At 51.6% G+C, this 13519-nt stretch carries 12 protein-coding genes; 9 read left to right on the top strand and 3 right to left on the bottom strand.

The window, feature by feature from the left end:
- Positions 1–111: 111 nt before the first annotated feature.
- Positions 112–2673, bottom strand: a complete 2562-nt coding sequence (gene gyrA, locus MJO52_RS14200) for a DNA gyrase subunit A (RefSeq protein ID WP_252082387.1) — start codon at positions 2671–2673, stop codon at positions 112–114.
- 187 nt (positions 2674–2860) lie between these two features.
- Here gyrA and MJO52_RS14205 point away from each other — a divergent pair, with 187 nt between their 5' ends.
- The 4 genes from MJO52_RS14205 to MJO52_RS14220 all read left to right on the top strand — a co-directional run bounded on the left by MJO52_RS14205 (position 2861) and on the right by MJO52_RS14220 (position 6610).
- The gene (locus MJO52_RS14205) at positions 2861–4186 is read left to right on the top strand and encodes a TRZ/ATZ family hydrolase (protein WP_252086006.1); all 1326 of its coding nucleotides are present in this window, start codon (positions 2861–2863) and stop codon (positions 4184–4186) included.
- 240 nt (positions 4187–4426) lie between these two features.
- Positions 4427–5128 carry a bifunctional 2-polyprenyl-6-hydroxyphenol methylase/3-demethylubiquinol 3-O-methyltransferase UbiG gene (gene ubiG / locus MJO52_RS14210; protein ID WP_252082389.1) on the top strand — a complete coding sequence of 234 codons (702 nt, stop codon included), beginning with the start codon at positions 4427–4429 and terminating at the stop codon, positions 5126–5128.
- A 12-nt stretch (positions 5129–5140) separates the two neighbouring features.
- On the top strand, positions 5141–5800 hold the full coding sequence (locus tag MJO52_RS14215) for an HAD family hydrolase (protein ID WP_252082390.1): 660 nt from the start codon (positions 5141–5143) through the stop codon (positions 5798–5800).
- Positions 5801–5851: 51 nt separating this feature from the next.
- Positions 5852–6610 (top strand): YciK family oxidoreductase, encoded by a 759-nt coding sequence (locus MJO52_RS14220; RefSeq protein WP_252082391.1) that lies wholly within the window; start codon positions 5852–5854, stop codon positions 6608–6610.
- Between the two features lie 63 nt (positions 6611–6673).
- On the opposite strand, the gene MJO52_RS14225 is transcribed toward MJO52_RS14220, so the two are convergent.
- The gene (locus tag MJO52_RS14225; protein WP_252082393.1) at positions 6674–6979 is read right to left on the bottom strand and encodes a hypothetical protein; all 306 of its coding nucleotides are present in this window, start codon (positions 6977–6979) and stop codon (positions 6674–6676) included.
- Positions 6980–7238: 259 nt separating this feature from the next.
- On the opposite strand from MJO52_RS14225, the gene MJO52_RS14230 reads away from it, so the two are divergent.
- The 3 genes from MJO52_RS14230 (at position 7239) to MJO52_RS14240 (ending at position 9720) form a co-directional block, all read left to right on the top strand.
- The gene (locus MJO52_RS14230) at positions 7239–7658 is read left to right on the top strand and encodes a hypothetical protein (RefSeq protein ID WP_252082395.1); all 420 of its coding nucleotides are present in this window, start codon (positions 7239–7241) and stop codon (positions 7656–7658) included.
- Between the two features lie 181 nt (positions 7659–7839).
- A complete protein-coding gene (locus MJO52_RS14235; RefSeq protein WP_252082396.1) occupies positions 7840–8988 on the top strand; it encodes a sigma-70 family RNA polymerase sigma factor in 1149 nt (382 codons plus the stop codon).
- Between the two features lie 147 nt (positions 8989–9135).
- The gene (locus MJO52_RS14240) at positions 9136–9720 is read left to right on the top strand and encodes an acyloxyacyl hydrolase (protein WP_252082397.1); all 585 of its coding nucleotides are present in this window, start codon (positions 9136–9138) and stop codon (positions 9718–9720) included.
- Here the strand turns inward: MJO52_RS14240 and MJO52_RS14245 are convergent.
- Positions 9717–10838, bottom strand: a complete 1122-nt coding sequence (locus MJO52_RS14245) for a glycosyltransferase (protein WP_252082398.1) — start codon at positions 10836–10838, stop codon at positions 9717–9719. The genes MJO52_RS14240 and MJO52_RS14245 overlap by 4 nt on opposite strands.
- A 186-nt stretch (positions 10839–11024) precedes the next feature.
- Here MJO52_RS14245 and MJO52_RS14250 point away from each other — a divergent pair, with 186 nt between their 5' ends.
- Together MJO52_RS14250 and MJO52_RS14255 are read left to right on the top strand one after the other, a co-directional pair.
- Complete coding sequence (locus MJO52_RS14250; RefSeq protein ID WP_252082400.1) at positions 11025–11915, top strand: TraB/GumN family protein; 891 nt, start codon at positions 11025–11027, stop codon at positions 11913–11915.
- Positions 11916–12165: 250 nt separating this feature from the next.
- Positions 12166–13476 (top strand): OprO/OprP family phosphate-selective porin, encoded by a 1311-nt coding sequence (locus MJO52_RS14255; RefSeq protein WP_252082402.1) that lies wholly within the window; start codon positions 12166–12168, stop codon positions 13474–13476.
- The last annotated feature ends 43 nt before the right edge of the window (positions 13477–13519 follow it).

Consider the following 13519-nt stretch of genomic DNA (forward strand, 5'->3'; position numbering starts at 1 on the left):
ACAAAACACCATCTTGGGAGATGGATATCACGCTTTTAAGCATTTCTTAGGGTGCCAGAGGCAAGAAAGGCCGCGATAATCGCAGCCTTTCTGTTGGTAGTTTGGGGTGGGTCACTCGGCCCCACCGTTATCTTCACCCTCTTCTTCCGTCTCCTCGATGCGCCCGAGGCCCACGAGTTTTTCACCGCTCTTGAGTCGAATGACACGGACACCCTGGGTATTGCGCCCCAGCACCGAAACCTCATCGACTCGGGTGCGCACCAGAGTACCCTGATCGGAAATTAACATCATTTCCTCACCCGGGTGGACCTGACAGGCTCCGACCAGAGCGCCGTTACGCTCGCTTTCGGCGATTGCGATAACCCCCTGGGTACCTCGACCTTTCGTGGGGAACTCGCTGATCGCGGTGCGCTTACCGTAGCCGTTTTCAGTCGCCATCATCACGGAGCCTCCCTCTTCAGGGATTACCATGGCGATCACTTCCTGCCCCTCCTGCATCCGGATACCACGCACACCGCGAGACACGCGCCCCATAGAGCGCACATTGGCTTCGGAGAAGCGGGCTGCTTTACCAGCACTAGTGAGCAGCAACACATCGCGCTCACCATCGGTTACCGCTGTAGCGACGAGACGATCGCCCTCCTCCAGCTCAATTGCGCGCAAACCAACGCTGCGCGGACGGGCAAAGGCCGTCAGTGGAGTCTTCTTCACGGTGCCATTGGCGGTGGTGAAGAAAATAAAGTGATCCTCATCGTATTCAGACACTGGCATCAGACTACTAATGCGCTCACCCTCTTCGAGGGGCAGCATATTGACCACCGGGCGGCCACGGGAGGCGCGGCCAGCAGTCGGCACTTCATAGACCTTGAGCCAATACACCTTGCCCTTGTTAGAGAAGCACAAGATAGTGTCATGGGAGTTGGCGATCAGCAGGTGCTCGACGAAGTCTTCATCTTTCACCTGAGTGGCCGACTTACCCATACCACCACGACGCTGGGCTTGGTAATCGGTCAGAGGCTGGCTCTTGGCATAGCCACCGTGGGAAATGGTCACCACCTTGTCTTCCGGGGTGATCAGATCTTCTACGGTCAAATCCTGACGGGAGGCAACAATATCGGTGCGACGCTCATCGCCAAAGTCTTTTGACAGCTGCTCCAGCTCCTCGCGAATCACTTCCATCAAGCGCTCAAAACTGCCGAGGATATGCAGATACTCAGCGATCTGCTCCAAGCGGTCCTGGTATTCCGCCAGCAGTTTGTCGTGCTCCATACCAGTGAGGCGGTGCAGGCGCAGTTCGAGAATGGCCTGGGCCTGAGCCGGGGACAAATAGTAAGCGTTATCGCGCAGGCCAAATTCTTTAGGCAGGTCATCTGGGCGGCAGGCATCGGCGCCAGCGCGCTCCAGGAACTGCTGTACGTTACCCACCGGCCAACCCTTGGCTAGCAGCGCCTCACGGGCTTCCGCCGGCGTTGCGGAGGATTTAATCAGTTCAATAACCGGATCAATATTGGCGATAGCAATTGCCAGGCCTTCCAGAATGTGGCCGCGCTCGCGTGCTTTACGCAGCAGGTAAACCGTACGGCGGGTAACCACTTCCTGGCGGTGACGTACAAAGTGCTCAAGCAACTCTTTCAGGTTCAGCACCTTGGGCTGGCCATCAACCAGAGCTACCATATTGATGCCGAACACGCTCTCCAGCTGGGTCTGGGAATAGAGGTTATTCAGGACCACATCACCCAGCTCACCGCGCTTAAGCTCAATCACTACACGCAAGCCGTCTTTATCGGATTCATCGCGCAGCTCAGAGATACCCTCAATCTTCTTCTCTTTCACCAGCTCGGCAATTCGCTCAATCAGGCGCGCTTTGTTCAGCTGGAAGGGAATCTCAGTAATGATGATCGTTTCGCGATTGCTCTTGTCATCGCGAACAACGTCCGCCTTGGCGCGCACATAGATGCGTCCGCGACCAGTGCGGTAGGCTAGCAAGATACCGGCACGGCCATTAATGGTTGCGCCAGTGGGGAAGTCCGGCCCGGGAATATGCTCCATCAAGTCATCGACAGACAGCTCGGGATTAGCGATCAGCGCCAGGCAGGCATTAACAACTTCCCCCAAATTGTGAGGAGGAATATTGGTGGCCATGCCCACGGCAATACCGGAGGAACCGTTTACCAGCAGGTTCGGTACTCGGGAAGGCAGTACCTCCGGCATCTGCTCGGAGCCATCGTAGTTGTCGACAAAATTGACCGTTTCTTTATCAAGGTCGGATAGCAGCTCGTGGGCCAGCTTATCCATGCGAATTTCGGTATAACGCATGGCGGCCGGGCTATCACCGTCGATAGAACCGAAGTTACCCTGGCCATCCACCAGTGTGTAGCGCATAGAGAACGGCTGAGCCATACGCACAATGGTGTCGTAGACCGCAGTATCTCCGTGCGGGTGATATTTACCAATCACATCGCCAACGACACGCGCTGACTTTTTATAAGGTTTGTTCCAGTCGTTTTTAAGCTCGCTCATAGCGAAGAGCACACGACGGTGTACCGGCTTGAGGCCATCGCGTACATCCGGCAGTGCGCGCCCGACGATCACGCTCATGGCGTAGTCGAGATAAGACTGCTTTAGTTCTTCTTCGATATTAATCGGAGAGATTTCTTTGGCTAATTCGCCCATGGCTTACGGCGTTCCTTTTATAGCGCGGGCATGGATACTGAGCCCGGATAAGCGGGCGATTCTAGCACAGTTTGACGCCTTTGGATGGCAGTCCCCACGCACTTCCGAGCCTCGCCTACAGCTGTTGCCGCGGGCAGACTCTGCCGCTAAAGTAAATCCCTATCTTAACCGTCGCCACTTACCTCCCATGCCCCAAGCAATAGATACCCTGATTCATGCGCGCTGGATTATTCCGGTAGTCCCCGAACAAAAAGTGTACGAGAACTGCTCACTCGCTGTTGAAGGCGGACAAATTACCGCTCTGATGCCATCGGCAGAAGCCAAGATACGCTTTAAGGCAAAGCGGGAAGTAGAACTTGGACATCACGCCCTGATTCCCGGACTGATCAATACTCACAATCACGCGCCCATGACACTATTGCGGGGTTATGCTGATGACCGCCCCCTCAAGGAGTGGCTGGAGAAACATATCTGGCCAGCGGAACAACGCTGGGTGGGGCCGGAGTTTGTCGCAGATGGCAGCCGCCACGCTATTGCTGAAATGTTGCGCTCGGGCACTACCACCTTCTCAGATCAGTACTTCTACCCAGAAGCCGTAGCAATCGCCGCTCGGGAAACCGGCATCCGCGCTCACATCGCCTTCCCGATATTAGACGTACCCACCCCTTGGAGCCGCCACGCCGAAGAGGCCTTGCACAAAGGCTTGGCACTGCGCGACAACTACCGCGCCCATGAACGCATTGAGGTGATGTTTGCACCACACGCCCCTTATACAGTTGGCGATCAGACCCTGGAAAAAATCGCCGTGTGTTCCGCCGAGGCGCAAATTCCCGTGCAGATCCATCTGCATGAGACTTACCAAGAAGTGGAAACTGCGTTGAAACAACATGGTGAACGCCCCACCGAACGACTACAGCGGCTAGGCCTGATGAGCCCACAAACGCTCTGTGTGCACATGGTAGCAACCAATGAACGGGACATAGAGTTGTTAAAAACCAGTGGTGCGCATGTGGCCCATTGCCCATCCTCCAACCTCAAGCTGGCCTCCGGCTTCTGCCCCACGGTCGAGATGCTCGACGCCGGTATCAATGTATCACTGGGCACCGATGGAGCCGCGAGTAACAATAGTCAGGACCTTTTTGCCGAGGCCAGTACCGCCGCCCTGCTCGCCAAAGCCGTAAGCGGCAAGGCCACTGCGCTTCCCGCTCACCAGGCACTGGCGATGGCCACCATCAATGGTGCCCGCGCCCTGGGAATTGAAGAGAAGACTGGCAGCCTGGAAATCGGCAAAAGCGCCGATATTGCCGCGATCGATCTGTCCGGCCTCGAACAGCAACCAGTGCATGACCCTGTATCACAGTTAATTTATGCCAGCGGTGGACACAATGTCAGCGATGTCTGGGTTGCCGGCAAACAACTGCTGGAGGATCGCCAGCTGTTGACCTTGAATGAGGCAGAGGTAATCCAGCGGGCGCAATTATGGCGTGATAGAATCGCCGGCCATTCACGCTAGGCGTTATTGGTTACGGTAGTTCAACTGCAATAAGCAGCCAGCAATTGACGATTAACCGGGCAATTAAATTGACTCTCTTCGTCATTTATTGCCGCCCGTGAAGTACGGAAGTAGTCATTCGACCCTCCTCGTATTCGCGGACTAGGACCGGCTAATAGCCGGCGACAGCACCTCAGTGCTGAACTAACCCGGCACAAATTTATTTGCGGGTTGATAGCGACGGAGTATGCAGAGAATTTCATGAGTAATGTAGATCCCGCGGAAATCGCCAAATTCGAACAACTCGCCAGCCGTTGGTGGGACAAAGAAGGGGAATTTAAACCCCTTCACGAAATTAACCCATTGCGTGCTAATTATATCGATAGATACGCCTCGGTGGCTGGGAAAAAACTGTTGGATGTCGGTTGTGGCGGTGGCATTCTAGCCGAGGCAATGGCTCAGCGAGGCGCGACGGTAACCGGTATTGATATGGGCGAAGCCCCTCTCAATGTCGCCAAGCTACACGCCCTGGAAAGTGGCGTATCGGTAGATTATCGACGTATTACAGTGGAAGCACTTGCCGAGGAAGCCCCTGGAAGTTACGACGTTGTCACCTGCCTGGAAATGCTCGAGCATGTACCCGATCCTGCCTCGGTAATCCGCGCCTGTGCCAACTTGGTCAAACCCGGCGGGCACCTGTTTTTTTCGACGATCAACCGCACCCCTAAAGGCTGGCTTTTCGGGGTGGTGGGAGCGGAATATATCCTACGCTTACTACCCAAAGGCACCCACGAATACAGCAAATTTATCCGACCTTCGGAAATGGGTGCCTGGCTGCGCGAGGCGGATCTGGAGTTACGCGACATCACCGGCATGACCTATAACCCGGTAACCCGCACCTATAAACTGAACCCCCGCGACGTCGACGTCAATTACCTGATGTATGCCAGCAAACCCGAATAAGCGAACCATAGAATGAAAGCAGTTTTATTTGATCTGGATGGCACACTCCTCGACACCGCACCAGACTTTATTGTCGTGCTCAATCAGTTGCGCCACCAGGAGCAACTCCCTCCCCTGCCCGATCAGGTTATCCGTGGCACCGTCTCTAGCGGCTCGCGAGCACTGGTCACCCTGGGGTTTGGCAAGCAGGAAGGCGATCCTGAATTTTCCAGCCTTTTGCAGCGTCTACTGGATCTTTACCTGGCACACCTCGCAGAGCAGACCGTACCTTTTCCCGGCATAGAGCCATTACTTGATACGCTGGCACAAAATGAAATCCCCTGGGGTATCGTTACCAACAAGCCCGAAGCGTTTACTGCGCCCCTTATGCGAGCATTCGAATACCTGCCGCCAGCCTCCACTGTGATTTGCCCGGATCATGTGAGCAAGTCCAAGCCGGACCCTGAAGCCATACTGCTCGCCTGCAGCAAAATAGGCTGCACTCCAGCGGATGCCGTTTATATAGGGGATCATCAGCGAGATATCATTGCCGGCCAGCGTGCGGGCATGCCCACCATTGCTTGCGCATACGGATATATTGATGCATCCGACGATCCCACTAACTGGGGTGCCGATCACCTGGTCAGCTCAGTGGATGAAATCTGGCCTCTACTCCAGCAACATTATATTTAACCTTCGAAACCATGCCCGGCCCGATGCTGGGCGCCAGCATCAGGATGTTTCATGTCTGAATATGCCGGCGACTATGTCGCTCCATCAAACCTACTAAAAGATAAAATCATACTTGTTACCGGCGCTGGTGACGGTATTGGCAAGGTTGCAGCAAAGACTTTCGCCGCACACGGAGCCACTGTAATCTTACTGGGACGCACCACTCCAAAACTCGAAATGGCCTATGACGAGATTGAGGCCGCAGGAGGACCGCAGCCGGCCATTTTCCCAATGGACCTCAATGAAGCCAAAATAGAGCACTTTGAAAGTTTTGCCGAGGCCATTGAACAGGAGTTTGGCCGTCTCGATGGGCTACTTCACAATGCCAGCCTCCTCGGGCAGCGCACCCCTCTGGCAAATTACAATTTCTCCGCCTGGCAACAGGTTATGCAGGTCAATGTTAATGCCGTATTTGGACTCACCAACACACTACTGCCATTACTGGAAAAATCCGAAGCCGGATCAGTGGTATTCACCAGCTCCAGTGTTGGCCTAAAGGGAAGGGCTTATTGGGGTGCCTACTCTGTATCAAAGTTCGCAACAGAAGGCCTTATGCAGGTATTAGCCGATGAGTTGGATGGTGTATCCAATGTACGGGTGAATAGCCTCAACCCAGGCGCAACTCGCACCCCAATGCGCGCAACAGCCTATCCGGCAGAAAACCCCAAGTCTGTGGCGGCACCAGAAGAAATTATGCCCACCTACCTCTACTTAATGGGCGATGACAGCCGTAGTCAAAGCGGCAAACACTTTAGCGCTCAAAAACGCTGAGCCCATGTAAACAGTAAAAAACCGGGTAAAACCCGGTTTTTTACTAAGAAGGATACCCTTGCATTACTTACTTGGGGATTTCTCTCCCAATGAATCTCTCTGCCCGACACTCTTATCGGTTGCCGCATGCTCAGGCACATCCGCAAATATATCCCCTTCAAATTCCATCATCTCACTGCCATCAAGCATTTCCTTCTGAGCACCATTTCCAGAAAAGTCCTGCTCTATGTTTTTCCCCTGCTGGCTCTGAGACAGGCTAACCATGCTCGTAGCGGCAAAGGCCTCACCTGCAAAAGAGAGTCGCAACCCCTCAAAACTAAGGTAACCTAGCGTGGCCAATAGAACTGCGGGAGTAATAAGACCTTTCATTTTCCGCCCCTGGATAGTTTTTGCCTATATTTTTAACCCAACCAATAGCTAAGCGCTCGACAACCTCCTAATGTAAGCGCTGCTCTTACAAATGAGCCGGCCTGAGCACTAAAGAGTGGCAGGGTGACCCATTTTTATGGAAGCTATTTTTCCATGTAGGTTCCACTAAAAGCGTGCTGAGACGCACAAATCCAATTGTCCATCACCAACTGCTCCGGCAAAATAAAGCCAACAACCGGCAAAAGCGTAATAAATAGTCATGACTCGATTTTTTATAATTTCCCTTCTAGCGATCCTTACCTCCAGTGTTTATGCAGATTCACTTGGAAAGCAGCTCAAACACTGCTCTAAAGTGACATCCAATACAGACCGATTGGCCTGCTACGATAAGCTCAGTAACTCCATTGAAAGGCGAGCCGAACAAAATTTTGGTCAAGAGTATAAGCAAACTGTAGAGACACCTGAGTCTATTGAGGCAAGAATCACTGAGATTCAAGAGAGCACTCACAATAAAAAGATTGTCACTCTGGAGAATGGTCAGATTTGGAAGCAGAATGATACAGGACGCATTTTCTGGAAGGCCGGCGATCTCATTATCGTAGAGCGTGCAATGTTTGGCTCCTTCTTTATGAAACCCGCCAATGGCGGAAAGAAAATGCGAGTTAAGCGCCTAAAATAATTTATCTTTTATTAACTGGGCGTTTGCTGCGCACAGCCCCTCCCACAAAAACCCATCAGTCAGCCTTTATTGGGCGCAAAATTCAACTTTCATCTATCGTTAAAGTGAAAAGGGCGCCAAGAGCGCCTGGAGAGACTGAACAAAGCATATCGTTCACGCAGTCAACAGAAGGTTTAAGCACTTGTCCCGAGAAAATTTTTACTCAAGGGATGAAGACTGGCTGAAGGATACAGACAACGCCCTCTCCGATTCCTGCTCCAATGCGGAAAATCGCGGTCAGGCAGAAGATGCCGAACCCGATATCGAAGAGATCCATTCAGTTGGGGAATCGCTCAGCGAAAGTGGCAGCACCCCAATGCAAAGCTATCTCAAGCATCTGTACAGACTTGAGCTGCTTACCCCCGAGGAGGAACACAGCACCACCTGCCTACTACGGGATCTCGAAGATACCCTAATTGAGAAATTACAGCAGTGCGGGACTGAGCTTGTGCAATTGCGTAGTGAAGGCGTGGAGCAGCGGGGCAGTACCGGTGCCTATGACCACGGCCTGATTATTGCTCGCACAGAGATGTTACTGTCACTCGAAGAACTCACCCGACGGGAAAGAAGCAAACTCGGTGGGCTTCTGAGACGCTTTCAGGAACAAAGAAAAAAGCTGATTCAGTGCAATTTACGCCTGGTCATCGCTATTGCCAAGCGCTTTCGCAATCCCTCGGTCCCTTTTATTGATCTGATTCAGGAGGGGAACGTCGGCTTAATGAAGGCCATAGAGCGCTTCAAGCCGCAAATGGGCTACCGATTTTCAACCTACGCCTACTGGTGGATTCAGCAGGAAATACAACTGGCCATGCGGCGCAATGAAGATTTGGTTCGCCAGCCAGCCAATGTGCAGGATGACTTACGCACAATTTACCGTGCCATCGGCGAGGTACGCGCATTAGGCCAGCCCGCATCCGATGAAAATCTGGCCAGGCACACGGGGCTTGACCTGGAACGAATTCAAAGCTTGCTCAAGCTACCCGGCCCAACAGGCTCACTGGACGACCCTGTCGCAGACGACCAGAGCAGTACCCGCTTGGATTACGCTCCCGCCGACGAACTTTACAATACCGATGAATTGGTCACCAACCAAGAGCTGGCAGAGCGACTACGCGAAGCTGTCGACCGCCTGCCAGCTAGGCAAAGGACGGTATTGAACCTGCGCTATGGACTGATTTCAGACAAGGATTGCTCTTTCAGAGTTATCGGCGAACAGCTTGGGCTCAGCCAGGAACGCGCCCGCCAACTGCACTCCGATGCCATTCGTCAACTGAAACGTCAGTGGCGATAACCGCCCAAAAACTCCGCGGCCTGGGGCTGATCTCAGCCCCAGCCAAACTTGAGGAAGCCGGTGGCGGTCGATAGGTAGCGTGCTTGCCTTCAATCACTTTCCCACTAGTCTTAATTACAGCTCTTGCAACTATGATCCTCACAACCCATGCGTAAATATTCCAAAAATGGTGTAAGCGGCAACACAGCATTGGGCTGTACACTGTTGCTCGCTTGGATTCTCCCCGGCGCCCCTGCCACTATCGCCGAACAGGAAATTATTATCAGCGCAGGAAAGGGGCTAGGAAATGTCCTAATGCAGAGAGACTCGATTTCAGCCGCCAAAGTAGGCGGTATCAACTATTCCTACCTGTTCACCTCTTTCAACAATGCCAATAATTCCTGGCAGTGGTGGGGACAAGGCAGTTATTCCTATATCCGCCTGGAACACCTCAATAAAACCCAGCAGCAAAATATTCTAGAAATCAAACCGGTGCTGCGTTGGTATCCGCGCAGTGAACCCCTAGGTAGCTTTGGTGAGGCGGGTGTCGGGGCTTCTTATTTAAGCCAGCAGGAATTTGGCGACATTCGACTCAGCACCAAGGTAAATTTTGCCTTACATTTTGCTCTGGGCTATCGCTTCAGTAGTGGCCATACACTATCGCTGCGCTATAGCCACTTTTCCAATGCCTATACGAATATCCCCAATCCCGGTTTCGATTTTGCCTCATTTAATGGGCACTTTAATTTTTAATCAGCCTCTGCCTGGCTGGAAGAACCAACTAAATCCTGATAGATATTTATGGTCTTTTTAACGATTTCTTCATGAAAAAAACCATTTAACTCCACTTTATCCCGCCGCTCCATTAAAGCCAGCCCCACATCACATAAAGCTTGTGAATCTCCCCGCTCAACGACCCCCTTGGGGAAGCAGCCCTCCAGCACCTCTCCAGCACAAGTATCTTTATAGGCAACCACAGAGCACCCCATCGCCAAAGCCTGCATAGCACTTTGGCCGCTAGGCTCACCAGGGTTGGCCAAACTGAAAGTCAATTGCGAGGAGGCATAGAGCTCCCGTAAATCCTTTCTCTCTCCCAGAAAAAGTACTTTCCCTTCCAGCCCCAACTCTTGAGCCAATTGCTCCAATTTGCGGATATGGTGTAAATCACCACCCTTTGATGCCCCTACCACCAACCCCAATAAATCCTCCCGACTAGTTACGGCCCGCGCCAGAGCGTGCAAAAACACCTTCAGCTCACCCTTTTCAGACAAGGGGCCCGAATACAGCCACCAATTTTTTCCCTCCAGTTGCGGATAGCTATTCAGGAAACGCAGATGCCATTGGCCTGATACAGGTTTACTGCGATCGAACTCCCGAGAGCTAATGCCCCAGTGCACGATATGGGTAGGATTAACCAATTTTTCCCCAAGATGCGCTTTCAGGTGGCTGGCAATTCCATCGGATGATGCGATCACACATGGCCCGGAAACCAACCCTACATCCCTTCGACTGGGCGAATAATAACCATCGACATGAGTAACCAAACTGGGGCGTGTATTGACATCCATACCATCCCAAGCTCGCCAGACCACCTGGGCGGTTAAACGCCCATGGACATGGACCACATCCGCATTTAAATTCTGTAGGACACTGCGTAAGCGGCGCACAAGGGCCATAGCCCAAAAAGGCTTCTTGTTCAAAGGCAATGGGATATGTTGAACATCATGCAGTTCGAGGCGCGCCACCAAGGCCCCCCCGGCTGAGATCACAATTGGTTTTGCGTCCTGACGAGCCAACTCCTGAATGAAATCCAGCGCAGCCTTGCCTCTATCTCCAGGCTCCAATTCAGGCCAGATTTGTACAATTCTCAAAACATCTACCGCAAAAGTGGAACAAAGGGAGTATTTTGACCCTCACAGAAGTAATTTCCCAGTAGATTCCACACAGATTTGCAACAAACCCCTCTGGCAAGGCCAATTTACCTACGCAGTCACTTGGTATCAGACGGGCTTCTCGAGTGCTAACATGATTCGCCTCAACACATTCAGGGAAAAGTAATGTTCCAACGCTACTTCACTCGGTCAATCGCTCTTGTTCTTATATTATTTGTTGGCACAGCCTCTGCAGCCGAAACAGATCAAGGTATTTTCTGGAAAGCCACCAAGGAGGACAAAACTGTCTACCTGCTGGGATCTATCCACCTGGCCACAGAAGACTATTACCCAATGCGCTCCCAGATAGAGCGTGCCTATGCCCAAAGTGATGCCGTTGCTGTTGAAGCTGATATCCTCGCCGCCGAAAGCGATATGTTGATACAGCAGAAAATTATGATGGAGTCTGTTTATCAGGGAGAACGCAGCCTGCGTGATGATCTCCCCGCAGATTTGTACAAGAAATTACAAGCCTGGATGTACAAACGCAACATGCCGGAGGCTATGTTTATTCGCCAGCGCCCAGCCATCGCCATGATTTCCATGAGCATGATCGAAATGCAGGCCCAGGGTCTCAACCCGGAGCTGGGTATCGATCGCCACTTCCTAAGTAAGGCTAAAAAGGACGGCAAACCGGTATTGGAACTGGAGGGGGTTCTACAGCAATTCCAGCTATTAAATGGCCTGGATAATCCCGCCCTTTTACTCCAGCAAACACTTGAGCAGCTGGAAGATATCTCCACCTTTTTGCCAAAGCTCACTAGTGCATGGAAAGCCGGAGACGACAAAGCTCTCAATCGCCTGATTATTCTCGATGGCCTTGAAGAAAATCCCGAGTATCAGCCGCTTTATGAAAAATTGTTTTTTCAGCGCAACGAGAAAATGGCGAACAAAATAATCTTAAAAGCGCCGAAGTATCGCAAACTCTTTGTGGTTGTCGGCGCCGGTCATTTAGTCGGCCAAGGCAGCATTGCTGAGCTGATGAAGCAAAAAGGCTATAAGCTGGAGCGTATCTAAACCTTCACTTATCAGGAAAACAATTGAGCTACAACCAGCTTCATTTCCACCCAGGAAACACTTGTAGAAGTATACACAGCTACAGGTGTTTCACGGGCTTACTTAAGAACCCCCATCCCTTACTCGGCCACACCCCAAGACCTTCTATTTATAAGTAAACCCTACCCCAGAAAACCGAAAAATCATCAAACCTACTTGCTAAACTGCAACAATACGCAGCTAAAGATACAGCCGCCTCTAAGGACACTGCATGAAATACTACGCCCTGTATTTCGCCCTAACCTGTGTACTTTTATCTCCCTTCGCCACTGCTGATAAGGCCAAAACTGAAGGGGGACTAAAAATTACGTCCAAGGATGAAAATTTTTCTGCAGAACTCGGCGGCCGCATTCACTTTGACACATATTTTTTTGACAAAGATAAAAACTACTATGACACCATCTTGTTTGATACAGAACTTGAAGAACCCGTAAACACTACAGATTTTCGTCGAGTACGACTAAAAATGCGGGGAAAATTGTGGAAATGGGAATACGAACTGGAAAGAGACTTTGCCTCCTCTGGAACTGGAGGATTAAGGACTGTATACCTGGGCACTAAAGTCTTTGATGGAAGCCTCCGCATAGGAAATTTTAAACCCAGCCGCTCGATGAACCAACTCACTTCCTCCAATCAAATCACCATGATGGAGAGATCCTTTGCCTCATCCGCTGGTATTTACGACAACCGCGGCAGGCAACAGGGAATTGGCTGGCATACCCATTGGTGCTGTCATACCTATGGGGTCACCCTTTTTAATCTGCGCAACCCCGGTGATCCACGCAACGAGGGTATTGGTGCCGCCACCCGATTTACCTGGGCCCCAATCAGTAACTTCGACAGCACTGTACATCTGGGCGCTTCATTCAGCTATGAAGACGCCAATGAAGACACGCCACCGCGCGAGGCACTAGTCGAATACGCAGGGCGTCGCGGCCCAGAACAACTGGTTGCACTGAGCCCCGGTGGTGGTGAATTTTTCTTCGGTGATTTTGGCGATGATGAATTTTATCAGGGCGACCCTGGTGGAGATGTGTGGATTCTGGGATTAGAACTCGCTGGCGCCTATGGGCCTTTTTACGCCCAGTCTGAATACGCTTTTGGGATTTTTTCCGGAGATTTCTATTTATCCGAATTTACATTTTTTGAGTTCTTTGGCGCGCCGCCTCGTTTTTTTTGTGACCCATATACCGGTTGTTTTATCGGAGACCAAGATGTACGCACTTGGTATATCGTGGGAAGTTGGGCGATCACTGGTCAGCACAAACCCTATGATGAGAAAAATGGAGTTTTCAGATCTATCAAACCTACTCCACCAGAGAGCGCCTTCGAGATTACCGCACGCTACGATACCATCGAAAACCGGGATATTCCCGGCATGAAGGTAAGTAATTTTGTTTTTGGGTTTAATTACTATTTTAATCCCAAAGTGCGCCTGATGCTGAACGTGACTCTCGGGGATGATAAATTTACCGGCGATCAAACCAAGCAGCTTGCTATTCGTATGCAGGGATTCTGGTAAGCGGAACAACCCCGGCGAAAACCCACCGGGGCTTTAGTAGGAG

Origin of the sequence: Microbulbifer variabilis, from assembly GCF_023716485.1 — a bacterium.
Lineage (GTDB): Bacteria > Pseudomonadota > Gammaproteobacteria > Pseudomonadales > Cellvibrionaceae > Microbulbifer > Microbulbifer variabilis_B.